The 22454-nt window shown below is 62.8% G+C and carries 26 protein-coding genes; 14 read left to right on the top strand and 12 right to left on the bottom strand.

Annotated features, from left to right (window positions below; genetic code table 11):
* Nucleotides 1–60 precede the first annotated feature (60 nt).
* From Har1129_RS03045 to Har1129_RS03015, 7 genes are all read left to right on the top strand, one after another.
* Entirely contained in the window at nucleotides 61–717 is a 657-nt protein-coding gene (locus Har1129_RS03045) for a halocyanin domain-containing protein (RefSeq protein ID WP_151099321.1), read from the top strand.
* The gene (locus tag Har1129_RS03040) at nucleotides 717–1136 is read left to right on the top strand and encodes a hypothetical protein (protein ID WP_151099320.1); all 420 of its coding nucleotides are present in this window, start codon (nucleotides 717–719) and stop codon (nucleotides 1134–1136) included. The genes Har1129_RS03045 and Har1129_RS03040 overlap by 1 nt, the downstream gene beginning before the upstream one ends.
* 1 nt (nucleotide 1137) lies before the next feature.
* Entirely contained in the window at nucleotides 1138–2004 is an 867-nt protein-coding gene (locus tag Har1129_RS03035) for a ubiquinol-cytochrome c reductase iron-sulfur subunit (protein ID WP_151099319.1), read from the top strand.
* A 3-nt stretch (nucleotides 2005–2007) separates the two neighbouring features.
* Nucleotides 2008–2811 (top strand): cytochrome bc complex cytochrome b subunit, encoded by an 804-nt coding sequence (locus Har1129_RS03030; protein ID WP_151099318.1) that lies wholly within the window; start codon nucleotides 2008–2010, stop codon nucleotides 2809–2811.
* A 4-nt stretch (nucleotides 2812–2815) separates the two neighbouring features.
* Nucleotides 2816–3580: a cytochrome bc complex cytochrome b subunit gene (locus Har1129_RS03025; protein ID WP_151099317.1), complete on the top strand. Its 765-nt coding sequence runs from the start codon at nucleotides 2816–2818 to the stop codon at nucleotides 3578–3580.
* A 110-nt stretch (nucleotides 3581–3690) separates the two neighbouring features.
* Nucleotides 3691–3990, top strand: coding sequence for a hypothetical protein (locus Har1129_RS03020; RefSeq protein WP_151099316.1), 300 nt, complete (start codon nucleotides 3691–3693; stop codon nucleotides 3988–3990).
* Between the two features lie 10 nt (nucleotides 3991–4000).
* Nucleotides 4001–4270, top strand: coding sequence for a hypothetical protein (locus Har1129_RS03015; RefSeq protein ID WP_151099315.1), 270 nt, complete (start codon nucleotides 4001–4003; stop codon nucleotides 4268–4270).
* A gap of 45 nt (nucleotides 4271–4315) precedes the next feature.
* Here Har1129_RS03015 and Har1129_RS03010 read toward each other — a convergent pair whose 3' ends face one another.
* The 4 genes from Har1129_RS03010 to Har1129_RS02995 form a co-directional block, all read right to left on the bottom strand.
* Nucleotides 4316–4492 (bottom strand): UPF0175 family protein, encoded by a 177-nt coding sequence (locus tag Har1129_RS03010; protein WP_151099314.1) that lies wholly within the window; start codon nucleotides 4490–4492, stop codon nucleotides 4316–4318.
* A 235-nt stretch (nucleotides 4493–4727) separates the two neighbouring features.
* Complete coding sequence (locus Har1129_RS03005) at nucleotides 4728–5189, bottom strand: hypothetical protein (RefSeq protein ID WP_151099313.1); 462 nt, start codon at nucleotides 5187–5189, stop codon at nucleotides 4728–4730.
* A gap of 41 nt (nucleotides 5190–5230) precedes the next feature.
* On the bottom strand, nucleotides 5231–5944 hold the full coding sequence (locus Har1129_RS03000; protein WP_151099312.1) for an NAD(+)/NADH kinase: 714 nt from the start codon (nucleotides 5942–5944) through the stop codon (nucleotides 5231–5233).
* 58 nt (nucleotides 5945–6002) lie between these two features.
* The gene (locus Har1129_RS02995) at nucleotides 6003–7238 is read right to left on the bottom strand and encodes a digeranylgeranylglycerophospholipid reductase (RefSeq protein WP_151099311.1); all 1236 of its coding nucleotides are present in this window, start codon (nucleotides 7236–7238) and stop codon (nucleotides 6003–6005) included.
* Nucleotides 7239–7349: 111 nt separating this feature from the next.
* On the opposite strand from Har1129_RS02995, the gene Har1129_RS02990 reads away from it, so the two are divergent.
* From Har1129_RS02990 to Har1129_RS02980, 3 genes are all read left to right on the top strand, one after another.
* Nucleotides 7350–8519, top strand: a complete 1170-nt coding sequence (locus Har1129_RS02990) for a hypothetical protein (RefSeq protein ID WP_151099310.1) — start codon at nucleotides 7350–7352, stop codon at nucleotides 8517–8519.
* A gap of 68 nt (nucleotides 8520–8587) precedes the next feature.
* Complete coding sequence (locus tag Har1129_RS02985; RefSeq protein WP_151099309.1) at nucleotides 8588–9136, top strand: hypothetical protein; 549 nt, start codon at nucleotides 8588–8590, stop codon at nucleotides 9134–9136.
* A complete protein-coding gene (locus tag Har1129_RS02980; protein WP_151099308.1) occupies nucleotides 9136–9621 on the top strand; it encodes a metal-dependent hydrolase in 486 nt (161 codons plus the stop codon). The genes Har1129_RS02985 and Har1129_RS02980 overlap by 1 nt, the downstream gene beginning before the upstream one ends.
* 21 nt (nucleotides 9622–9642) lie before the next feature.
* On the opposite strand, the gene Har1129_RS02975 is transcribed toward Har1129_RS02980, so the two are convergent.
* From Har1129_RS02975 to Har1129_RS02965, 3 genes are all read right to left on the bottom strand, one after another.
* Nucleotides 9643–11013: a deoxyribodipyrimidine photo-lyase gene (locus Har1129_RS02975; RefSeq protein ID WP_151099307.1), complete on the bottom strand. Its 1371-nt coding sequence runs from the start codon at nucleotides 11011–11013 to the stop codon at nucleotides 9643–9645.
* 235 nt (nucleotides 11014–11248) lie between these two features.
* Nucleotides 11249–12112, bottom strand: a complete 864-nt coding sequence (locus Har1129_RS02970) for a 2-oxoacid:ferredoxin oxidoreductase subunit beta (protein ID WP_151099306.1) — start codon at nucleotides 12110–12112, stop codon at nucleotides 11249–11251.
* A complete protein-coding gene (locus Har1129_RS02965) occupies nucleotides 12109–13869 on the bottom strand; it encodes a 2-oxoacid:acceptor oxidoreductase subunit alpha (RefSeq protein WP_151099305.1) in 1761 nt (586 codons plus the stop codon). The genes Har1129_RS02970 and Har1129_RS02965 overlap by 4 nt, the downstream gene beginning before the upstream one ends.
* A 205-nt stretch (nucleotides 13870–14074) precedes the next feature.
* Here Har1129_RS02965 and Har1129_RS02960 point away from each other — a divergent pair, with 205 nt between their 5' ends.
* Nucleotides 14075–14710, top strand: coding sequence for an FAD-dependent oxidoreductase (locus Har1129_RS02960; RefSeq protein WP_151099304.1), 636 nt, complete (start codon nucleotides 14075–14077; stop codon nucleotides 14708–14710).
* A gap of 72 nt (nucleotides 14711–14782) precedes the next feature.
* Here Har1129_RS02960 and Har1129_RS02955 read toward each other — a convergent pair whose 3' ends face one another.
* A complete protein-coding gene (locus Har1129_RS02955) occupies nucleotides 14783–15652 on the bottom strand; it encodes a universal stress protein (RefSeq protein WP_151099303.1) in 870 nt (289 codons plus the stop codon).
* 128 nt (nucleotides 15653–15780) lie between these two features.
* Between Har1129_RS02955 and Har1129_RS02950 the strand changes: the two genes are divergently transcribed.
* Nucleotides 15781–16071: a transcriptional regulator gene (locus Har1129_RS02950; protein WP_151099302.1), complete on the top strand. Its 291-nt coding sequence runs from the start codon at nucleotides 15781–15783 to the stop codon at nucleotides 16069–16071.
* Nucleotides 16072–16108: 37 nt separating this feature from the next.
* Here Har1129_RS02950 and Har1129_RS02945 read toward each other — a convergent pair whose 3' ends face one another.
* Nucleotides 16109–16525 carry a Rieske 2Fe-2S domain-containing protein gene (locus Har1129_RS02945; protein WP_151099301.1) on the bottom strand — a complete coding sequence of 139 codons (417 nt, stop codon included), beginning with the start codon at nucleotides 16523–16525 and terminating at the stop codon, nucleotides 16109–16111.
* 150 nt (nucleotides 16526–16675) lie between these two features.
* On the opposite strand from Har1129_RS02945, the gene Har1129_RS02940 reads away from it, so the two are divergent.
* Together Har1129_RS02940 and Har1129_RS02935 are read left to right on the top strand one after the other, a co-directional pair.
* Nucleotides 16676–17734 (top strand): trans-acting enoyl reductase family protein, encoded by a 1059-nt coding sequence (locus Har1129_RS02940; RefSeq protein WP_151099300.1) that lies wholly within the window; start codon nucleotides 16676–16678, stop codon nucleotides 17732–17734.
* A gap of 259 nt (nucleotides 17735–17993) precedes the next feature.
* Entirely contained in the window at nucleotides 17994–19295 is a 1302-nt protein-coding gene (locus tag Har1129_RS02935; RefSeq protein WP_151099299.1) for an alpha-amylase domain-containing protein, read from the top strand.
* Between the two features lie 73 nt (nucleotides 19296–19368).
* Here the strand turns inward: Har1129_RS02935 and Har1129_RS02930 are convergent, their stop codons facing one another.
* The 3 genes from Har1129_RS02930 to pabB are packed head-to-tail and all read right to left on the bottom strand — an operon-like array spanning nucleotide 19369 to nucleotide 22432.
* On the bottom strand, nucleotides 19369–20241 hold the full coding sequence (locus Har1129_RS02930; RefSeq protein ID WP_151099298.1) for an aminotransferase class IV: 873 nt from the start codon (nucleotides 20239–20241) through the stop codon (nucleotides 19369–19371).
* Nucleotides 20226–20966 carry an aminodeoxychorismate/anthranilate synthase component II gene (locus Har1129_RS02925; RefSeq protein ID WP_151099297.1) on the bottom strand — a complete coding sequence of 247 codons (741 nt, stop codon included), beginning with the start codon at nucleotides 20964–20966 and terminating at the stop codon, nucleotides 20226–20228. Before Har1129_RS02925 ends, Har1129_RS02930 begins: the two co-directional genes overlap by 16 nt.
* Nucleotides 20963–22432, bottom strand: coding sequence for an aminodeoxychorismate synthase, component I (gene pabB / locus Har1129_RS02920; RefSeq protein ID WP_151099296.1), 1470 nt, complete (start codon nucleotides 22430–22432; stop codon nucleotides 20963–20965). Before pabB ends, Har1129_RS02925 begins: the two co-directional genes overlap by 4 nt.
* Nucleotides 22433–22454 lie beyond the last annotated feature (22 nt).

The raw sequence follows: 22454 nt of genomic DNA, 5'->3' as shown, positions 1-22454 counted from the left end.
GGTTCCTGCGGGTGGTATTCGGTGGGTTTATACAAACTCAGTCCTGATTCCAGAGTGTATATGAACAGACGGGAGTTCGTCCGGACAGCAGGGGGGGCCGCCGGTGCTGCGGCGACCCTCAGCGCCACCGGCGCAGCCGCCGCACAGGAGGAAGGCGGTGACGGTGGCAAAACCGTCCCGGACTACGGCGGTTTCCTGGATTCGGTCGGGAATTTCGACGGATCGACCGTCGACGCGACCGGGCAGGACACAGTAACTGTCGAGGTCGGCGTGCAGGCCAACGGCGGCGCGTACGGGTTCGGTCCGCCAGCCGTTCACGTGGACAACGGCGCGACCGTCCAGTTCGAATGGACGGGCAACGGCGGCGGCCACAACGTCGTCTCGGACGGCGACGGGCCGCTGGACTCCGGTAGTACGGCTTCCAGTGCCGGCGTCAACTACGAGCACACCTTCGAGGAGGACGGCATTTACCCGTACCTCTGTGTCCCCCACGAAGGGCTCAACATGAAGGGCGCTGTCGTCGTCGGCGAGGAGTACCCGACCCAAACGATCGGTGGCGGCGGCCCGGTCGAGGTCGACCCTCACTACGCCGGTGTCCCCATCCAGCCCCACTTTGTCGGGTTCGGCGCTGGGCTCGCAGTCATCATCCCGCTGATATTCACGTTCTTCCAGCTGAAGTACGGCGAATCGCCCCACACTAGCGGAGGGAACAACTAATGGCCTCCGAAGGCTCCACCTACGGTGATATCCACCGGTACGAACCGCCGCGCGAGAGTACAGCAGCAGCTGTCGGCATCGTACTCCTGACGGTTATTCAGGTCGGCCTCGTCGGCCTGTTCACCTACGGTATGATTGCTGGGTGGGCATCGGGTATCGGGACGACGTTGACCGTCCGCCTCATCGAGGCTAACATGTTCATGGGCGGCGTCCTGACGGCTATCTTCATCGACTTGGCGTTCATCATGCTGCTGTACCGCAAGGAGTTCCTCCCCGACGTGATGATCGTCAAGAAGCGCCGTCGCAAGTGGGAAGACCTCTACATCCGTCAGGAAGACGTCGACGGCGAGACGGTGGCGGACGGCGAGGAGTTCGCAGAGACATTCAAACGCGCAGTGTACCCATACTACAAGAAATAATATGCCACTTGATGAAGACAAATATCCGGCTGAGACAGGCCGTCGTCGCTTCGTAAAGGGCGTCGTCGGGAGTGCAGCGCTCTCCAGCGTCGGTGTCGGTGGCGCCGCAGCCGTCGACGCGACGACAGACGCCGCCGGCGAAGGTGGCGGGACGACCCCGTTCGTCGCCGTCGAGAACACTGACGGACCGGCTCCGCGGGGAATGCCGATCATCCCTATCGAGATTAATGGCGGCGAAATCAGCGGTTTCTGGCCTGAGTACGACGAGAACGCCGGTGCAGCAGTCGCGTCGGACTTCGGCGGGAGCGGAATCGACTACTCTTCGCAGTGGTTCCAGTACTGCGGTATCCAGAGCACTGCAGCCATCTACCCGCAGTCCGAGCGGAACAATACGTTCCTCAACGACACTGGAACGTTCTCTTGGCAGGGAGAGTACGAGTCCGGCAAACCGCTCACAGTCGATATGTTCGACGACTACGAGGACTGGGGCAACGGCATCGGCGACCCCGGCGTCGGGAAGCCCGCAAGCGTCGTCTGGCGGACCAACAGCGACGGCAAGAACGGCGCTCCGGTCCAGATAATCAGATCGGTCGAGGTCGAGAAGATGGCCAACGGCGAAGGAGAGTACGCTGACCTCCCCGGAAACGTCCAGTCGTTCGTCTCCGAGGCGACCGATCAGGGCTTCATCGCCTGGCTGAACAAGTGCACGCACTTCTGCTGTGTGCCCGGATTCAAGACGCAGTCGGGGAGCGCGAGCTTCAACGCGGCGAACGACATTTACTGTCAGTGCCACCAGTCGGTGTATGACCCGTTCAGCCCGGTGCAATCGACGTTCGTGGCGCTGCCACGTCCACCACAGACGGAGTAATCAATGAGTCTCGAACGCAAAGACGAACACGATCACAAAGGCTGGATGGAATCGCGCGAGCTGACGCCGATAGAATCGGTGTACCTGACCGTGCTCATCTGGCTCGACAGGCGGCTGCGCGTCGTTGACTATCTGGAGATCCTCGAAGATCTCTACTACAAGGTCAACATGCAGATGCCGAAGAGCCACACGGAACAGTACAACCTCGACAACAAGTTCTGGTACTGGTACCCACTGTACGCACTCGGGTCATTCTCGACAGTCGCATACGTCGTCGCCGCGATATCCGGTGCGCTACTGGGCTTCTACTACGCGCCGGCCGCCGCCGCTGCCGACGGGTCGCCGACGGTCGCCTACGACTCAGTGATGCTCATCATGGGTCAGCTCAACCTCGGCTACTTCCTGCGCTCAGTCCACCGCTGGGCCGCGCAGATCATGGTCGCCGCCGTGTTCCTCCACATGCTCCGCGTGTACTTCACCGGGGCCTACAAGGAACCGCGCGAGCTGAACTGGCTCATCGGCATCGTCCTGATCTCGCTGACGCTGGTGTTCGGATACACCGGCTACCTGCTGCCGTGGAGCCAGCTGTCGTTCTGGGCCGGCCAGATCGGCGTCGAGATGTCTCTCTCCATCCCGCTCATCGGTGAGTGGGTTGCACAGCTAATGTTCGGCGGGTTCACGCTCTCGCAGGCCACGCTACAACGGATGTACATCCTGCACGTGTTCTTCCTGCCGTTCATCACGACTGCCATCATCGCGGTCCACATCGGCATCGTCTGGATGCAGGGGATCGCTGAGCCACACTAATACTATGAGCGACAACGACACAGACGACGTTCGCACGGACGGTTCCGGTACCGGCATCGTCTCGCCGGACGACGAGACCCCCGCATGGTCCGAACGCAAGGAGCGGACCCAAGGTCTCTCCCGGCTGACTTACGAGTACTTCGAGCGGGCGCGCCGCGAGGATCAAGACCTTCGCCAGCAGTCGGACTACGTCGAGCGTGACGTGCTCGCGTTCCCGGCTTGGCCCCACGAAATGATGCGCAACATCGCGCTGACGTCCTTCTTCGTGGGCATGATCCTGTTCGTCTCGGCGACACTGCCACCAGAGATGCCGAACCCGGCCAACTCCAGCGTGACACCAGCGATTATCCTACCGGACTGGTATCTCTACTGGTCCTTTGGCCTGCTCAAGCTCGGCCCGCTGAACCCCGAGCTGAGTATCCTTGGCGGTTCGAAGCTCATGGCTGATCGAACCTACGGTGTGTTGGCAAACGTCGTGGTCGTCGGTTTCGTCGCCATCGTCCCCTTCCTGAACAAGGGGTCGGCCCGCCGTCCCGTTGAGCAGCCCTTCTGGGCTGCGGTCGGGATGTCCGGCGTCATCTTCAGCCTGACCGTCGCCGCGCTGTCTATCAAGAACCTCGTCCCGATGGACTCGCACCTGCTGTTCGACCTGACGTTCCTCGTCCCCATCATCAGCGCGACGATCACCTATGCGGTGCTCAAGACGATGCGCGAGGGATACATGTTCGATCTCAACCGTCGGTACTACCGACTACGGCCGCCGAAGTAACCCGATCAGTCGGTTTCTCTGTTGGTTCTCATATTCACTGCCTGTTGCTATCGCAAGCGTTGTGACCTTGTCTCGCCGCAGTAAAGTGGCTCCCGTCCCTAGTAATGACGATGACAGAGGACCAGCCAGCGGGGACTGAAGACGGTTCGGAGCGGCGGGACGTTGTGGTGCCGCTGCGCGTGTACAAGGCTGTGACGGTGTTTTCAACGCTGTTTGCTGTCGCCAGCGTCGTCGCCGGATTCATCCTCGTCGACGTGGCGACACAGCGGGCGTCGGCACCTGCCTCAGAGATTGACGTTCCGGTCGGCATCGCTGGGATCGCGTGCATCCTCGCTGGCACAGTCGTCTATGCGTTCTCGACACGGTTCCGTACCGAGGAAATGGGAAAGTCTAAAGACGACGCTACCTAACGTTCGGATAATGGCTGACGAGTTCATGAAGGGGTTCGCGTGCCTCATGGTCGGCGGACTGGGTTGGATGACCATCAAGGGCTGGTATAACACGCCGAGCTTCGAGGGCGCACAGCTCACTGGCGAACTTACTATCGAGGAACCGACCACGTTCGACCAGATTGCCCTGTTCATGGGCGATGCGTTCTTCTGGTTCGCGGTATTGGGTGCACTGACCTTCTGGGTCGTGCTCCCGCTGATCAGTGAACTTCAGACGTACCTCAACGAGCGGTCAGCGTAATAGTTCGCGGTAGCTGGGCCGTTATTACTGAGACTGCCGCAACTCTCAGTTCGCAGTCTGATCGATTGGCGTGCCGTCCTCATCACGTATCTGAATCCCGCGCGAGCGAAGCGCCGTCGCGAACTTTGTCGGTGATACTCCGCTGTACGTCGCCGCTTCTTCGAGTGTGAATGTTTCCCCGCGATACAGTGTCAGCGCCGTAGTGAGGGACCTGTGTGACATTTTCGTCTACACCGACACTAATGAGTTGTCAGTATTAAACCATTCCGGCGGTTTATAGGCCAATCCGTCGGCGAAGCCGAATAGGATTGAGCGTATAAGAAGTATATTGTTCTAGAACTGCGCAAATGTGGTATTCCGGGAAGATGGGGAGGTTGTCAGCTGTGCACGGAAGGCAATCGATAGGCGCAGCTGGCAAGTGGCAGGTACTCGAAGTCGGTAGAACGAGAAACGGTATTCAGACGATGGCGCTCCAAGGGCCCTTGATGACCCAGAACAAGCTCTGGTAGCCAGCGTACATGAACACCACGAGGGCGGCGACGATGGCTCCCTTCGGCCGCTCCAGCGGAATGTCGCGGCGTGCTTCGACCTTTCGAGACTCGAACTCGAAGAAGTCAGTGATGACTGCGCCGAGCACGAGCACGGACAGAACCATCCCACCGTGGTGATGGAGCGTCATGTAGAAAAACGACAGCACGACCAGTGCGATATTGGTGAACGTGTGTGCCGGGTGGCGGCTAACCGCATCCGCGCCATCGCTTTTGTACTGTTTGACGTGACTTCTGTGGGCGAGCTGCCGGGTCAGGAAGTTGGCAACCACCACTCCGAAGATGATGTATTCGATGAGGAGCGCACCGCCGACTGTGGGGCTCCCCAGAATGGTATCCAGTGGCCCAAAGAACGTTACGGATGGCTGCATATGCAAATCTCTGTCCACCGTCCATTAGTGTCTTTCCAATCTCACTCGAATCTGGACTGGCTCTCGTCGACGACGGCGATCCGAACAGCGGACCCGAGCGAGATCGTGATACCATCTTGATAGCTGACGGGCCGCGATACACGGTCATCGACCAACAATTCGACAGTCGCCTCATCGCGCTCGACCGAGGCATTGAGCCCGGCGACCGGCAACACCCAGTGGTCCGGGTCAGTTGCAAACGGCGCGATTGGTGCCACCACGGCCTGATCGGAGGGTGCCAGAATCGGACCGCCGACGCGGTGGGCGTAGCCCGGTGAGCCAGCGGCCGTTGCGATTACGACGCCGTCGGCTCGGAACTGGCCGATTCGGTCGGCCGTCGACGCGATAGTGAACTCGGAGATGCGGGCAGCGTCGGCAGTGACGAGAGTTACGTCCCAGAACGCTTCTTCGACGGTGCCGTCAGGCAGCGTCACACGGAGAACTGGATGTGTCTCAATCCGGGCGTCAGCAAATCCCGACACAGCGGCGGCAACGTCGTCTCTCGGTACTGACCGGACGCCGCGGCCAGCCGCGACCGGCAACACGAGCGGGTCACTGTCAGCCCGCGCCACAGCGGCGACGGCGTCTTCACCGACAGCGATTACCCGGTCAGTCTTCGGAACGGCGCGGTCGCTGCCCCGTTCAACAGCCACCCCGGCGTCTTGAAGCACGTCTGCTAGGCCGTCGTCACCGACCACACCAACGGGGATTCCCATCATCAAAACGTCCGGGCCGGCGGAAAAAAACCTGCCGCACTTCGTCGTGTATTCGTGTTCAGATGTCGAGCCGGCGGCGCGCGTAGTTCACGAGAATCGGCAAGTCGGAGAGATGGGTTAGCTTCGCAATCGCCCGACGGTCGCCGCCGTTGATCTGCCTGAGGGTGTCCTGTCCGGTACTCCGGAGGTCATCCATCAGTCGATCGTACCGCTCGTTGGGGGCGAGATACAGCAGTTCCGTCATCATCAGACGGGCGTTGTGTTTCGGGGCCACCTCGCTGTGCCAGAGCTGGTCGTAGACAGAGAGGTTCTCCGCCGAGGTGTCGGGCTCGTCAGGCTTGAGCGCTGAATCGGCTGTTGCGGCGGCGGCACGGGCTGACTTCATCCCTTTGTGGATGCCCTCGCCCCACAGCGGGTCGACGGTCGGGACGGTGTCGCCGATAGCCATGAAGTTGTCTGTGCTCATCGAATCGGGTGGCTGGATGTGGGCCGAGCCGCGGTGGGCCTGCGTGCCTTCGATCTTTTCGGCGTCGTCGAATCTGGGGTCCGAGTCGAGCCAGTACTCCAGATAGTCGTCGATGCCCATCCCGTCTTTCGCGTACTTATCGTGGGAGCCGTTCTGGATGTAACAGAGACCGACCTTCGCCGTGTCTTCGCCGGTGTGGAAAATCCAAGAGTAGCCACCCGGGGCGAGGTCGTGATCCAGACGGAGCATCATTGCGTCCCGGAGGTCGGCGTAGTCGTCGTGGTCGACTTCAACGCCCTCGAACTCGTACTCGACGCCGATAGCCTGATGATTCCGCTTGAGGTTACACACGTCGAGTTTCTTCGCCAGCGGCGCGGCGGGACCGGTGGCGTCGATGACGATGTCCGCGTACACCTCTTTGTCGCCGTCGTAGCGGACGCCGACTATCTCCCCGTTCTCCATGATGGGGGCCGAGACGCGGGAGTCAAAGCGGTAGGTCGCGCCCTTGTCCCGCCCCTCCGAGACGAGCCACTGCTTGAACTCTGCGAACTCCAGAACGGCCCCGGTCTGGTTGCGGACGTAGTGGTCGTTGGGTGACTCCAGAACGACGTTGTCCGTGTAGTTCATCACCACGTCATCGGGAATCGCAAAGCCCGTCATCGCCGACATGAACGTCCCGGCGGTGGACTTGTTGCTCTGACGCGGGAACCCGTCTTCTGACTCGGTTTCGAGAACGAGCACCTCGTAGTTTCGCTCCGCTAGATCACGGGCACACTGCGCCCCTGCAGGCCCGGCTCCGGCTATCACCACGTCAAAGCGCTCGCGCATGGTTGTGGGTGTTCCCTGTCGGTAATCAGTCTTTCCGAATACACCGAGGGCGCTCTCGAAAGGGTAAAGACGACCCCACTACCATGACGGGAACACCCGGGGCGACATACAATGGTTCTCAAGACAGGCGCGGGCGTGCTCGCGGACAGGCGGCGGCTTCCCACGGCACTACGGGCGGTGCTGGGATACTACGCGGACACCGGCGTATTCGACGCCGGTAGCCTCTCACTGAAATCCGAGATCGACGACCGCACCGAGGCGATGGTCGAGGACGTGACCGACCGTATCGAGGACGCGCTGGAAGACGAGTTCGGCTGTCCGGTCGAGTTCTCCTATGACACCAAGCTCATCCTGCCAGCACAGCTGACGCTTGGCTACGTCTACCGTAACGCCCGTCAGCAGGCACCCGGCGACCCTGTCATCGATGCTATCGCCGACGGCGTTCCGACTGTTGATGAGACGGCGCTGGAACAGGGGCCTGCGCAGGACCTTGCACCCCGCGAGATGGTCGTCCGAGCCGAGCAGATGACCCGCCTCTCAATCGAGGCGCTCATCGACGGCGACATGCGCGACGCCATCAACGACGACGAGTTCGAGGATTTCGAGGTTGACTTTGACGCAACTGAAGCCGACCGCCGTCGCGTCGCCGAGGTCGCCCAGTCCGCGCTCCAGTCCCACCTCAACGAACTGCTGGAGGACATGCCACCCGTGGTCGAGAACGCCTATCAGTGGGCTGTCGACTACAGCGAGGCACATCAGGACCGTGACGACCACTTCCGAGAGCTGATGACCGCGGCCGAGGACGGTGACGCCGATGCGCTGACTGCTATCCGCGAGGAGTACAAATTCGCCGAATACGACGAGGAGCCGGCGACCCTCACCGAGACGGAGAAGGAACTCCCCTACAGCAAGACCCAGTACGCCCGCGTGGGCGTCCTCTACGACGGTATGCTGGACCTCTACCGACTCGCTGGCCTCGATATCGACGACGAGTTCGCGAAATCCATCGTCCTCGCCATCATCGGCGCACAGGTGTGGCTTGATGACGTTGACGACTACGCCGATGACCGCGAGGAGGGGCAGTTGACGCCCGTCACCGCTGAGTACTTGCTCGCGCCGGACGACGAAGCCGCCTACCGGCGCGTCGTCGATGTGACCGAACAGTACCTCGACCTCGCGAAGTCGTACGCGACCGCCGCCGACTCGCCGCTGACCGGTGTCGCTGTTGAGTACATCTACCGCTCCGGCGACCCAGATGTCCTGCCCGGCAAGCCCGAGTAGGCGTACGAACGACAGCGACTCGATCCAAGCGCCAGTGTTTATATCCCGCCGCCCGCACCGGAATTTGAATGCTTCATTCGTGGGTGGGCAGGGTCGTCGCTATCTGTGGACTACTGGGTTTACTGTTCGCACTCATGGTCGGGTTCGGGACGGCCACGCCTGACCCCGCGCTGGGTGACTACCCCGGCGGAGACGCGATGGCAGAGGACCACGAGAGATATGTCGGCGAGTCCATACAGGTGACCGGCACGGTCGTTGGGACCGACCCCGTCGAAATCGCTGTCGAATACGAGTACGCTGCCAACGGCGAGCGCCACAGCGGGACGCTCGCGATTACGGTCCAGAATGTCGAGACTGCCGTCACCGAAGGCGACTCGCTGCAGGTGTACGGGACGCTCGGCCCGGACCGGACTATCACGGCAGAGAACAGCGTGAGCGTGCCAGCAATGAACTACGCTGCGATGTACCTCGTGTCCGCCCTCGCTGGCCTGTGGACTCTCGGGCGATTGGTCCGTGGCTGGCGGGTGAACTGGCAGACTGGAGCGCTGTGTCGCCGTGACGAGCCACTCAGGCCGATACAGGCGCTTCTCACAAGGGTACAGGAGGTACGTGCCTGATGCCGGACCTGCTCTCACATGCATTCATCGCGTTCACCATCTGTACCCTCCTGTCACTGCGGTACGACTGGCTCTCTGGGGAGTACGTCACCGTGGGGATGGCTGGCGCATTCATCCCGGATATGGCGAAAATCAAGCTTCTCGTCGACGCCGCGGCCGTCGAGGCGGCGCTGGACATCCCGTTCGACTGGCTCGGCGTCCACACGCTCGGCGGCGCACTCGTCGCTGTCCTTGTGGGAACGGTCGTCGTGAACCGCGCCGACCGGCGGCGCGTGTTCGGCCTGCTGTCGCTCGGGGCGGCCAGTCACCTGTTTGCCGATGCGCTCCTGCTGAAGGCTGCTGGACGGTCCTACGAAGTGCTGTGGCCGCTGACGCAGTACCACCCGCCGACGCCGGGACTGTACCTGAGTACGGATATCTGGCTCACCGGCGTCACTGGTTCCGTTGCAGTGGCGACTTACCTCTTCGTGCAGTACAGGGCGTAGCGTCGCCCGGACCCAACCGCCTCAACGCTTCCCGAGCGCTGTCTCGAACACGCGCTGGGCCCGCTCGTAGGCGGCGTTCCGGTCGACGATTGGATGGCAGTAGTCCGGGGCCAGTTCCTCACGTTCGCTGTCCGACAGCGTCGGCCAGTCGACGATTTTGTTCGCCGGAACGTCGCGAAGCTCCGGCACGTACTCGGTGACGTAGTCCGCGCCGCTGTCGTACTTGCTCATCTGTGCGACCGGGTCGAAGATACGCACGTCTACGGAGTCGGTGCCGGTCGAAGCCGTCCACTGCCAGCTGGCGGCGTTGTTTGCGGGGTCGTGGTCGACGAGCTTCCGGCGGAAATGGCGCGCCCCCTCGCGCCAGTCGACGAGGAGATGCTTCGTGAGAAAGGAAGCGACGTTCTGGCGCGGCCGGTTGTGGATGTACCCCTCCTGTTCGAGCTGGCGCATCCCGGCGTCGACGAGCGGATAGCCGGTTTCGCCGCGCGTCCAAGCTTCAAGGTTGCCTTCGTCGTTTTCCCATTCGATTGGGTTCGGGAACGACGTGTAGTTCTCCGACAGCAGCGTGGGGTTGTAGTACAGCAGGTGGTAGCTCTGTTCGCGCCAAGAGAGTTCGTACCGGTACTTCTGGATGTTCCGCTGGGCGTCCCCGGTGGCTTCGGTGTGGCGCTCTGACGCGTCGCGCCACATCTCACGGATACCGATCATCCCCGCGGCGAGGTACGGCGACATACGCGAGACGGCGCTGGTGGGCCGCTCGACGGCGGCCTGCATATCGTCGCGGGTGTCGCTGTACGTTTCGATACCACCGCTGAGAAAGTCATCGTACCGCTGCCGTGCGCCCTCGTAGCCGGGCGTCGGCAGGTCGATGTCGGTCTCGATACTCGGAGCCGTCGTCGGGTCCGAGGCGTCGGCGAGCGAGTCGGCTTCGGGCCGGTCGACAGGCGGTCGCTTGTGGTGAGCCTGCCAGTCGTCGTAGAAGCGACTGTGGTTCTCGTACCGGCTATCGAGCCCAGCGGGGTCGACGAGTACGAGGTCGGTCAGCGATTTCGTCGGGAGCGCCTCGTCGACGCGGCGCTGTCGGTTCCGCCGTGCGGGCCGGTAGTGCTCGTTGTAGTACACCCGGTCGGCGTCGTACTCGTCGACGACCTCTGAAAGCACACCGACGGCAGTACCGTTCCTGACGAGCAGGTCCCCGCCGTGATCCCGGTAGGCCTCTTTCAGCGCTTGCACACCGGCGAGCAGGAACGCCCGCTGGCGCTTGCCGATAGCTGACAGGAGGTCTGTGTCGAGAACGTACACCGGCAGCACTTCGTCGTCCGCGGCGGCGGCAGTCAGCCCACGGTTGTCCGGTATCCGGAGATCCCGCTGGTGCCAGAAGATGTTCATACCTGCTGTTAGGGATGCCCGCATATGGTTCCGAACCCGATTCTATTGTGTACCAAACGGTCCGGCTGATGCCGCTTCTCGGGTGATCGGCGAGACGAGAAATCACTGCGGTCATCGTACGGCGGCCGAAGGCCGCCGTTTCACCGGAATCGAGGTTCAGCCTCGATTCCGGCCTTTTTAGCGTAGATTTTTGCGCCGAGCGGTGCGCGAAGCGCACCCGAGGCGGAAAAAGGTACTAGTAGAACTCGCGGACGAGATCCATCGCGCCCTCGGGTGCGCCGTCAGGGATCTCGGCCATCGAGCCCTCGACGCCTTCGCGTTCCTCGAAGGGGACGGAGTCCTCGTCCTGATAGAGGACGCCCATGTACTCCTTGTCGCTTTCGAGGATCTTGTCCTTGGCTTGGTCGCGGTCCGACGGGTCGTGGTCGGTCTCGTCGAGGTCCACGATGGCGTCGCGGAAGTAGTCGTAGGTGTCGACGTCGTTGAACGTCACACACGGCGAATAGACGTTGACGAAGCCGAAGCCGTCGTGTTCGACGGCCTTCTGGACGATTTCGGCGTGGCGCTGTGCGTTCGAGGAGAACGACTGTGCGATGAACGTGGCACCGGAGGCCAGTGCGAGCGCCTTGGGGTTGACCGGCGGCTGGTTCGGGCCGTCGGGCGAGGTCGAGGTCTCGAAGTCCTCGCGCGAGGTCGGCGAGGCCTGCCCCTTGGTGAGGCCGTAGATGCGGTTGTCCATCACGACGTAGCTCATGTCGACGTTCCGGCGAACGGCGTGGATGAAGTGGCCGGCACCGATGGAGTAGCCGTCACCGTCGCCACCCGAGACCATCACTTCGAGGTCCGGGTTGGCCATCTTCACGCCGATGCCCACCGGCAGGGCGCGGCCGTGGACGCCGTGGAGCGCGTAGCTGTGCATGTACGTCCCGATCTTACCGGAACAGCCGATACCGGCGACGATGAAGGTGTTGTCGGGGTCGTTGCCCGTCTCCGCCAGCGCCTTCATCATGCCGTTCATCGTCCCGAAGTCACCGCAGCCGGGACACCAGGTCGGTTGCTTGTCGGATTTGAAGTCTGTGAAGCGAACGTCGGAACTCATTGTGTTGCCTCCGCGGGTGCGTCAAGCGTTTCCTTGATATCTGTCGCCAGTTCGTCTGCCTTGAACCGGACGCCGTTGTACTTGTTGATGCGCTGGACCCGTTCGAGGACGTCGTGTTCGATGACGTCTGCGAACTGTCCCGTGGCGTTACACTCGACGACGATGACGTCCTCTGCGGCTTCGATTTCCGCTGAGAGGTCCGGCCGCGGGAAGATATACGGCACCGAGAGGAATCGCACGTCGTAGCCGTCCTCCTCCAGTAGTGTCAGGCTCTCGCGCAGGGCTCCTTCGTTGGAGCCCCACGAGATGACCAGCGTGTCAGCGTCGGGGTCACCGAACTCGCGGTAGTCGAAGTCCTCCTGTTCGCGGGCGGTCTCGACTTTCCGCTGGCGCTTGTCGACCTGCTCGATGCGCACGTCCGTATCCTCGGTCCGGCGACCGAGTTCGTCGTGTTCGAGGCCGGTCGTCATGTGTGCGCCGTCGGTCGTCCCGGGGAACGCGCGCGGTGAGACGCCGTCGGCGGCCGCGAAGTGGGCTTGGAAGCGGCCCTTCTCGTCCAGCCACGCGTCGATGTCGTTCTCGTCGACGACCTTCCCGCGGTCGATCTCGACTTCGTCCATGTCGAAGGTCTCGGGGGAGAAGGTCTGTTCGGTGACGGCCATCGCGAGGTCCGAGACGAGGAACACCGGTGTCTGGTACTTCTCGGCGAGATTGAACGCCTCGACGGTCTTCCAGAAGCACTCCGAGACGGTCGTCGGCGCGACGACGAACCGCGGAATCTCGCCGTGGCCGCCGTACAGCGTCATGTTGAGGTCGCCCTGCTCCTGTTTGGTCGGCATCCCGGTCGAGGGACCGGAGCGCATCACGTCACAGATGACCAGCGGCGTCTCGCTCGTGGCGACCAGCCCGAACGTCTCGGTCATCAGGTCGATACCCGGTCCGGACGTGGCGGTCATGGCTCGGGCACCGGCGCGAGCCGCGCCGAGCGCCATGTTGATCGCGGAGAGTTCGTCCTCTGCCTGAACGACCTTGCCGCCGAACTGGTCGACGCGGCCGGTCATGTACTCCATCACATCCGTCGCCGGCGTGATGGGATAGCCGGCGTAGAAGCGACAGCCGGCGGCGATAGCGCCCATGCCGATGGCCTCGTCGCCGTTGAGGAGCACGTAGTCCTCGTCGGTCGTCTCCATGTCGTAGTCGAACTCACCGTACTCCTCTTGAACGTAGTGCTGTCCCTTCCGGGCGGCTTCCTTGTTGTTCTCGACGATGGCCTCTCCCTTGTCGCCGAAGCGCTTTTCGAGGCTTTCGTCGAGGTTCTCGATGGGGAAGCCGGTGACTTCACACGCCGCACCGAGGGCGACGACGTTGAGCATGATAGCCCCACCCGCGTCCTCGGCGAGTCGTTTCAGCGGTACTTCGAGTGCCGTCGCATCGCCGGGTACCTCCACATCCTGCATCGTCGAGCGCTCGCCGTCGTAGATGATGACGGAATCCTCGTGGAGTTCGTCCTCGTTCTCGTGGATCGTGCGCTCGGTGAGTGCGATCAGGATGTCGAGGCGGTCGACGACACTCTCAACCCTGTCGACTGACGTCCGTACCTTGTAGGCAGTGTACCCGCCGCGGATGCGGGAGGCGAAGTCCTTTGAGGTGAAGACGTGTCGACCAGCCCGGGAGAGTGCCTGCGCGAAAATCTTCCCGGTGGAGTCGATTCCATCGCCGGCTTCGCCGCCGATGGCCCAGTTCAGGTCCTCTGGCATTATATCCCTCGGGTAGCCAGCGTGGTAGGAAAAGCCTTCCGTAACCGCCCGCGCGCGCACTACTCGGTTTCGAGTGAATACCGGTGTAGTTTCGAGTGAATACCGGCATAATCCCCCGTATGTGGGAAAACACCGGCAATTACTACCGCCTACCATGAAACTCCGCGACCGTAACCCCCTTGCCCGGCCACGGTAACGCTCAGGTATGGATGAACGAGTCCTCGACGTGGTTGCCGTCCGAGATGTCGGACCGGACACCGTGGCGATTGACTTCGAGACCCCGGACGCCTTCGACGCACAGCCGGGTCAGTTCGTCAAGCTGACCTTGACTGTTGATGGGGAAGACATCTCGCGGTTCTACACGATCTCTTCGCCGACGGTGGAAGAGTCGTTCGAGATCACCGTCGGCATCGACCCCGACGGCGAGCTGGCCCCACAGCTCGGCGCGCTCGAAGCGGGCGACGGTGTCCGCATCGCCGGCCCGTTCGGCTCGGATTACTATGAAGGCGAGAGTCGTGTTGTCGTTCTCGCTGGCGGTCCCGGCGTCGGTCCAGCGGTGGGTATCGCCGAGCGGGCGCTTGACGACGGGAACGAGGCCGCAGTCGTGTATCAGGACGACGCACCGGTCCACGAGGACCGACTGGACGCGCTCGCCGAGGCCGGGGCGCTCGTCTCAGTTATTGACGGCGAGGTGTCCCTGACTGACCCAGTCGCTGAGGCCGTCGAGGACGGCGGTCAGGTGTTCATTTACGGCTTCGCGGACTTCCTTGATGCCGCGACGGAAGCGCTCGAAGCTGCCGGCGTCAGTACCGACGACGCGAAAGTCGAAAACTTCGGATAGGTCGGTCGAGCACCGTTCGAGTGGCGTCTCGCCGGCTGGTAATATCGCCATGATAGACCGCTGGGAGCGATGTTAGCTCTCGTCACCGGCATCCGACGCTCGAACAGTCATCACCGGCACCGGCGAGGTTCGGACCAGTTTTTCGGCGACGCTGCCCAGTAGGTAGCGGTCGATGCCTGTGCGACCGTGGGTCCCGATCACAACGAGGTCAGCATCAGCATCTGCAATGGCGTCGAGAATTGCTTGATACGGGACACCATGGGTGATGGCTGTCTCGACGGTCTCAACCCCCATCTCTGACAGCCGGTCGGACGCATCCCCGACGGCATCCGTCGCGACTGACTCCAGTTCATCGATGATAACAGTGGAGCCGACATCGATACCGAGCGACCGCGTGTCGACGACCGAGACGAGATGGACCGTTGCGTCGGTTGCGCTGGCGAGCGCGCCCGTCGGCTCGATAGCTGCCTCTGCGCCGCTACTGCCGTCAGTTGGGAGCAGAATATCGTCGAACGAGACGGTTCCCGGCTCGGCGTCGGCTTTGACCGAGAGCACAGGCACATCGGCGAGGCGGACGACCTTTTCCGTAACGCTGCCGAGGAGGAACCGCCGGACGCCAGTGCGGCCGTGGGTTCCCATGACGATGAGGTCGATGTCGTTCTCGTCGCCGTAGTCGAGCACCGCGTCGTGGACGACACCCTCACGGACTGCGGCGGTGACGGACAGGCCATCGGTGTCGACGTGGTCGGCCTGCGATTCGATGAAGGCCTCTGCCGGAGAGTCACCGTCGTAGTCCCAGTCGTCATCCGTGGGTCCGTGTTCGTCGACGACTGAGAGGACATGGACAACTGCATCGTGGGTGCTAGCAAGCGTCGCGGCGACCTCAAAGGCGCGCTCGGAGCCGGGGCTGCCGTCGGTTGGAACGAGGAGTCTGTCGAACATCGGATGTCGCTATTTATTGCCGTCAGTGATAAAGTATCGTGGCTGAGACAGGAACAGCATGAGAGAGCACCACTGCGGCGCCACGAGAACAGAACAAAGCCTATAACAGTCGGATGCGAACTCCTCCCATGCGCGAGGCAAGTCGGACGACGCGCCAGCGCATCGCTGACCAACTACGCGACGACGCGATGGCCGCCGGGACAATCGCGAACGCGTTCGAAATACAGACCAGCGACGCGCTCACACACGTAGAGCACATCGCGAAATCTCTGGAATCGACCGACGAGGAACTTCTCGTTGCGCCGCCGGAGTGCGAGGAGTGTGGTTTCACGGATTTCGACGACCTGACGAACCGACCGAGTCGGTGTCCGGAGTGTAAATGCGAAGCCGTCTCCGAGCCGGCATACCGAATCAGCTGACACAGATACGATTCCCGGCCGCACTGATTCTGTCCGTTCAGTTCCCGGAGAAGCCAATCCGGCCGCGTGAAGAGAGGTCGTGGTCGCCTGACGGTCCCTGATTTTCGAACTCGTAGCGCTCGTCGGTCAGGTAGACGACGCCGTCTTCGGTGGTAATCGAGACTTCCTCCAGAACCGCCCCCTCACAGGGGCCGTAATTGCACAGCCCCGAATCAGATTCGAACGTCGCCCCGTGTTTCTCACATACCAGTTCCCCGTTGCGGACCGTCGCTCCACTGCCCTTGTCCAGTCGGACATCTGTCCAGTGTGGACAGTAGTTCTCGAACGCGACGACAGCGTCGGACAATTCAACGATAATCGCTTCCTTCGTGTCGAAGCCGTCGCGAACAGTAAACAGGAACGTTCCGTCATCGGGCACTTCCTCCAGCGCGACGATACGGCTGTCCTCGTCCATGGTACACAGCGGTACGGCAGTCAGGCGTTTCAAACCGCCGGTGCCGGCGAGGATTCCGTCGAATCCCAGTTCGTCAGTACCATCTGGGGTTCATCGTGACCAATCAGTACGGCGTCAACTGTTATCGGGCCGGGGTGTGAACGCGCCGCCATGGGCGACCTCGTCATCTACGGCTCGTACGGCTACACCGGCAATCTCATCGCACAGGCGGCCATCGACCGGGGGCTGGACCCCGTGCTGGCCGGCCGGAATCAGGACGAACTCTCGACACAGGCCATCGAACTGGGCTGTGAGTCCGAGGTCGTCGCGCTGGACGAACCGAAGGTGCTCGATATGCTCCTCGATGATGCCGAAGCCGTCATCCACTGTGCCGGCCCGTTCAGCCGGACGTGGGAGCCGATGGTCGATGCCTGCCTGCGAACCGAGACACACTATCTGGATATCACCGGGGAACTCGACGTGTTCGAGGCCATCCACGAACGGGACAGCGAGGCACAGGAGGCCGGGGTCATGTTGCTCCCCGGCGTCGGGTTCGACGTGGTCCCGACGGACTGCCTCGCCGCCCATCTCGCCGACCGGCTGCCCGATGCCGACACGCTGGAGCTGGCGTTTCACGCGGAGATGGGCGTCTCGAAGGGAACCGCGAAGACGATGGTCGAACACATCGACGCAGGCGGGGCGGTGCGCCGCGACGGCCGCATAGAGCGAGTGACCGTCGGGAGCGAATCGCGCGAGATAGACTTCGGCTGGGGACACGATGGTATGAACACCGTCTCGATCCCGTGGGGCGACGTGTCGACGGCGTACCACACAACCGGCATACCGAACGTCACGGTGTATATGTCGATGCCGCCGTCGGCGGCCCGACAGCAGCGGGTTGCGGGGCTGTTCGCGCCCGTACTCGGCCTCCCGCCGGTGAAAGCCACGCTCAAGTGGTTCATCGAGCAGACGACCGAGGGACCCGACGATGAAGAGCGCGCAAGTGTGCCCAGTTTCGTCTGGGGCGAAGCCAGAACTGACGACGGGGACCGCGTCGAGTCCCGACTGCGAGGGCCACACACCTACGACCTCACGGCGGCGACGGCGGTCGAAATCACCGAGCGGGTCCTGAGCGGTGACGCGCCCGCCGGGTTTCAGACGCCCGCCGGCGCGTACGGCCCCGACCTGATTCTCGCTGTCGACGGTGTCGAGCGCGAAGACGTGGTGTGAACGGACTACTTCGGGGTTGGTGAGAAAGGCAGACAGCTATCAAAAATCAAATAGATAGACAGAAGTGTGTCTTCCGGGAGCCGGAAGCGCGGTAGAAATAGTGTCTCAGACCCCGTATCAGCTCCATATTACTGTTCAGGTATACCCACTACCTGATATATAGTAATCCATACACACCAACTCTTTATTATGATGTAGAATCTCATCATTATTTGTAGAACGGCATGATAGATAACATAGAACACACTTCCGAGAGCAGATGAACCGAACCCGAATTACCGGCAGTAAGCAGGCGTCTCGGCGAACCGTTCTGAAAGGGATCGGAGCGCTCGGTGCCGCAGTATTCGGCACCGCCGCCTCAGTCGGCAATAGCGCGGCCGTCGGCGATAGCGCGGTGTACCAGTACTACCATACAGACTGGACAGAGATCACAGCGACGCTGGAAACAGTCGCACAACAGGGCTACGACGCGGTTCAGGTCCCACCGGCCCAACGGAGCCGCCTCGACCGAAGCCATCAAAACGGCGTCACCGACCCCCCGCTTGGCTATCAGCCCGTCGACCTGACGGATTTCAACAGCGTGTTCGGCACAGAGGCCGAGTACGAGGCGATGGTTCAGGAGGCCCACAATCAGGGCCTCGACGTCGTCGCCGACGCAGTCATCAACCACATGGCCGCAAACGACGACTTCCGGGACGCACTGGGCATTACGTTCGAGGACCTCCCTCGGTTCAGCGAACGCGACTTCCACCCGAAAGACGACATTAACTACGACGACCCAGAATCGGTCGAGGACGACTGGCTCGTCGGGCTGAAGGACCTGAAACAGGAGTCCGAGTACGTCCGCGGCGAGTTACAGACCTACGTCCAGAAGTACGCGGACCTCGGCGTCGACGGCATTCGCTGGGACGCCGCCAAACACGTCCCAGAGTCGTTTTTCGCCGACTACGCGAATCAGTGGGCCGACGACCTCGATCTCTGGACAGTGGGTGAGGTGCTCGACGGCGATGTCAGCGTCTGTCAGGGGTACGCCGACACGGGGATGTCTGTCACCGACTACCCGCTCTATTACACGATGAAAGAGGAGGTGTTCCACAGCGGCGGTGATATGCAGGCGCTCGACGGCGCCGGCATGGTTAATCAGTCGCCGTTCCAAGCGTTTACGTTCGTTTCAAACCACGACAGCGGGCCGCCGGAATACGAGAAACTCGCGTACGCGTATCTCTTGACATACGAGGGGTATCCGCGCGTGTACAGCAACCGTATCAGCGTCGATGACGACGATATCCGGAACCTCCTCTGGATACGAAACAACCTCGCAAGCGGCGGTACTCAGACCCGCCACGTCGATCAAGACCTGTACGTCTACGAGCGCCAAGGGAACCTCCTCGTCGGCCTGAACCGTGCGAGCAGCCAGCGGAGCAAATGGGTCCCCACGAGCTGGACGAACCAGACACTCAACGATTACAGCGGTAACGCAGGCAACATCTCGACCAACAGTGACAGCTGGGTCCAAATCGCTGTTCCCGCGACAAGCTGGGTCTGCTACGCACCCGAATAGGCAGCGGACGCGGGCACCATCAGCTGGTACGCCAGCGACCCGCGCTGGCTTGCTTTCCACCCCTTCAGCGCGATCAGTAGTGCCGCTTCTCGATTCGCTCGTCGAACAGCCGCTGAAGGAGTTTCGTCATCGGCCCGCTCCCAACGGAGATGCCGTCGACGGTCTCAATCGGCCGGATTTCCCATGTTGAGTTCGTGAGAAACGCCTCGTCGGCGTCACGCAGCGCATCGAGCGAGTAGTGGCCGGTTTCGACGGGAAAATCTTCGCCGCGGGCGATGTCCAGCACCACGTCGCGGGTGACCCCCGGCAGCAGGTCGAGGTCCGCACTCGGCGTCCGGAGGCCGTTGTCCGTGACGAAAAAGAGGTTGCTCGTCGCGCCCTCGGCCAGATTGCCGTCCGTGTCCCGGATAAGACACTCGTCGGCCGGTTCACCGCCGGCGGCGGCTTTCCGGAGTTCGAGCCGGCCGAGAATCCCGTTGAGGTAGTTGTGGGTCTTCGCGTCCGCCGGGACGGCCTCGCTTGGGATCCGCCGGGTCCGGACGGTCTGGACCGACGCCGGTCCGTCCCAGACGCGCTCGCCGTCGAGTCCGCCCCGCTGCAGTCCCTTGCAGATGACAACTACCGTCGGGTCAACATCGGCACCCGGCGTGAGCTTCCCGGGCTGGACGCCCCGCGTGACCGACAGCCGGACGTACGCCTCCGCTAAGTCGTTGGCCGCAAGCGTCTCGTCGACGCGCTCGCGGAGGTCTTCGGGCACGGCGTCGGCGAAGCCCAGCGTCTCCGCCGTCCGCTGGAGGCGTTCGCGGTGGGCGTCCCAGCGGAACGGCTCGCCCCCGTAGGCCCGGAGTGTTTCAAAGGCCGCGTCGCCGTACATGAATCCGCGGTCGCGAACCGATACCGTCGCCTCGTCTTCGGGGACGAGCGTCCCGTCTACGTGGTATTGCATAGCAGGCAGAAGTTCTCGATCATGGTCTTGCCGTGGTCGGTCAGAATGCTCTCGGGATGGAACTGGACGCCGATGTGCGGACGGTTGCTGTGGCGGACACCCATGACGACCTGCGATTCGCCGGTGCCGTCAGCGGTGGCAGACTCGGCTGAGTCTGGCGTCGAATCAGTGTTTTCGGTCCCGTCGTCACTGACGGTGTACGCCGTCTCGGTCAGCACGTCGGGGAGAGTCCCGCGGTCGACCGCCAGCGAGTGGTAGCGGCCGACTTCAACGGGTTCCGGCAGGTCCTCGAACACGCCGGTGCCGTCGTGGGTAACCGGCGAGGACTTGCCGTGGACAACCGCCTCGGCGTGGCCGACGGGCGCACCGTTGGCCGCACACAGCGCCTGATGGCCGAGACAGACCCCGAGCGTCGGATACCGCAGTTCCTCGAATATCGGCATCGAGACGCCCGCCTCTTCAGGCGTCCCCGGCCCCGGCGAGACGACGATGCCGTCAGGGTCCAGTTCGCGGATGCCTTCGACATCGATGGCGTCGTTTCGCCGGACGACCACGTTGTCTGCTGTTCCACCGAGTCGGAGGACCACCTCGCCGACGTACTGAACGAGGTTGTACGCGAAGGAGTCGTAGTTATCCACGACCAGCACGGTCGGAGCCAGCGAGTCCGTCGCCGGGCCACCAACGCCGTTTTCGCCGCCGTGACCGCTGTCACGGTGACCGCTCATTGCTGGTCCTCCATCGATAGGTCGACGCGCCGCCCCAGCGCCTCGTCGACAGCGTTGACGAGTGCGCGGCCCTTGTCCAGCGTCTCCTGATACTCGCTGTCGGGGTCGGAATCGTGGACGATGCCGGCCCCCACGCGGAGGTGGTACTCCTCGGCGTAGCGGACTAAAGTCCTGATAACGATATTCAGCGTCGCCCGGCCGTCGAAGCCGAACAGGCCGATGGAGCCGGTGTAGGGCCCGCGTCGCGTGGCCTCAACCTCGTCGATTATCTCCATCGTCCGGGGCTTGGGCGCGCCGGTTATCGTCCCGCCGGGGAACACCGCGGCGATGGCGTCCTGCAGGGTCGCGCCGTCGCGGAGTCTGCCCTCGACGACCGAGACCAGATGCATCACTTCGGAGTAGCGGTCGACGCGCCGGTAGTCTGACACCTCGACGCTCCCAAATTTGCTCACTTTTCCGAGGTCGTTGCGTTCGAGGTCGACGAGCATCGCGTGTTCGGCCCGCTCCTTCTCGTCGTCGAGCAGGTCCGCTTCCAGTTGGTCGTCGGCTTCGGGCGTTTCGCCCCGCGGGCGGGTGCCAGCGATGGGTTCGGTCTCGATTCGGTCGCCGTCGCGGTGCAACAGCAGTTCTGGGCTGGCGCTGACGAGGTCGACGCCGGGGAACTCAAGCAGGGCGGAGTACGGCGCGGGGTTGACCGCCCGGAGGGCGTCGAATGCCTCGACGGGGTGGACTGCCGCGGGGGCACGGAGGCGCTGTGAGACGTTCGCCTGAAACGTGTCGCCGTCGCGGATGTACTGTTTGACCGTCCGGACCCGGTCGGCGAAGGCCTCGCGCGTGCAATCGCTCTCGAAGGTCGCTTCGTCGGCCTCGACGGGCGGATCGTCGACGGCTGGGTCGCCCTCGGTGGCCGCGCGTGCGAGGTCCAAAGCGTGTTGCTTACCGAACTCGTAGGCCAACTCGGGCGTCTCGAAGCCGCCGAGTCGCGGGCAGGCCGTCACGCGCATCGTCACCGAGTCACCGCGGGGTTCCTCCCAAGCGGCGAAGCGGTCGTAGCGAGCCACCTGCAGGCGCGGCAGTGCACGGTCGGCGTCGGCGCTGTCGGGCAGTGACTCCAACTCTCGCGCCACGTCGTAGGAGAGCCAGCCGACGGCCCCGCAGGGATACGGCACGTCACAGTCACCCCGAACCAGCCGCTCGCCGTCGAGGAATTCGGTCAGTGCGGCGAGCGTCTCACCCGTCCCCGGGCCGACCTCGCGGAAGTCCTCCGGGGCCGTCCCGAAGTAGCCCCACCCCGACTGTCCGCCGGTAGTTGCCAGATACACGCCGCCAGTTTCGTCGCGCGCCCGCCGGTAGGCGAGAAACGGGTCGTCGATATCCACGCGGACCTCGACGGGGATACGTGCCTCCGGGGGCGCGTCGGCTGCGAGGTCGGTGAATGCAGTCCGGTCCGTTTCGACCGATGGCATTACAGAACGAAAGCACTGCGGC

Origin of the sequence: Haloarcula sp. CBA1129 (assembly GCF_008729015.1) — an archaeon.
GTDB lineage: Archaea > Halobacteriota > Halobacteria > Halobacteriales > Haloarculaceae > Haloarcula.
The sequence above is the reverse complement of the archived record's forward strand: the minus strand, read 5'-3'. Positions and strand labels throughout refer to the sequence as shown.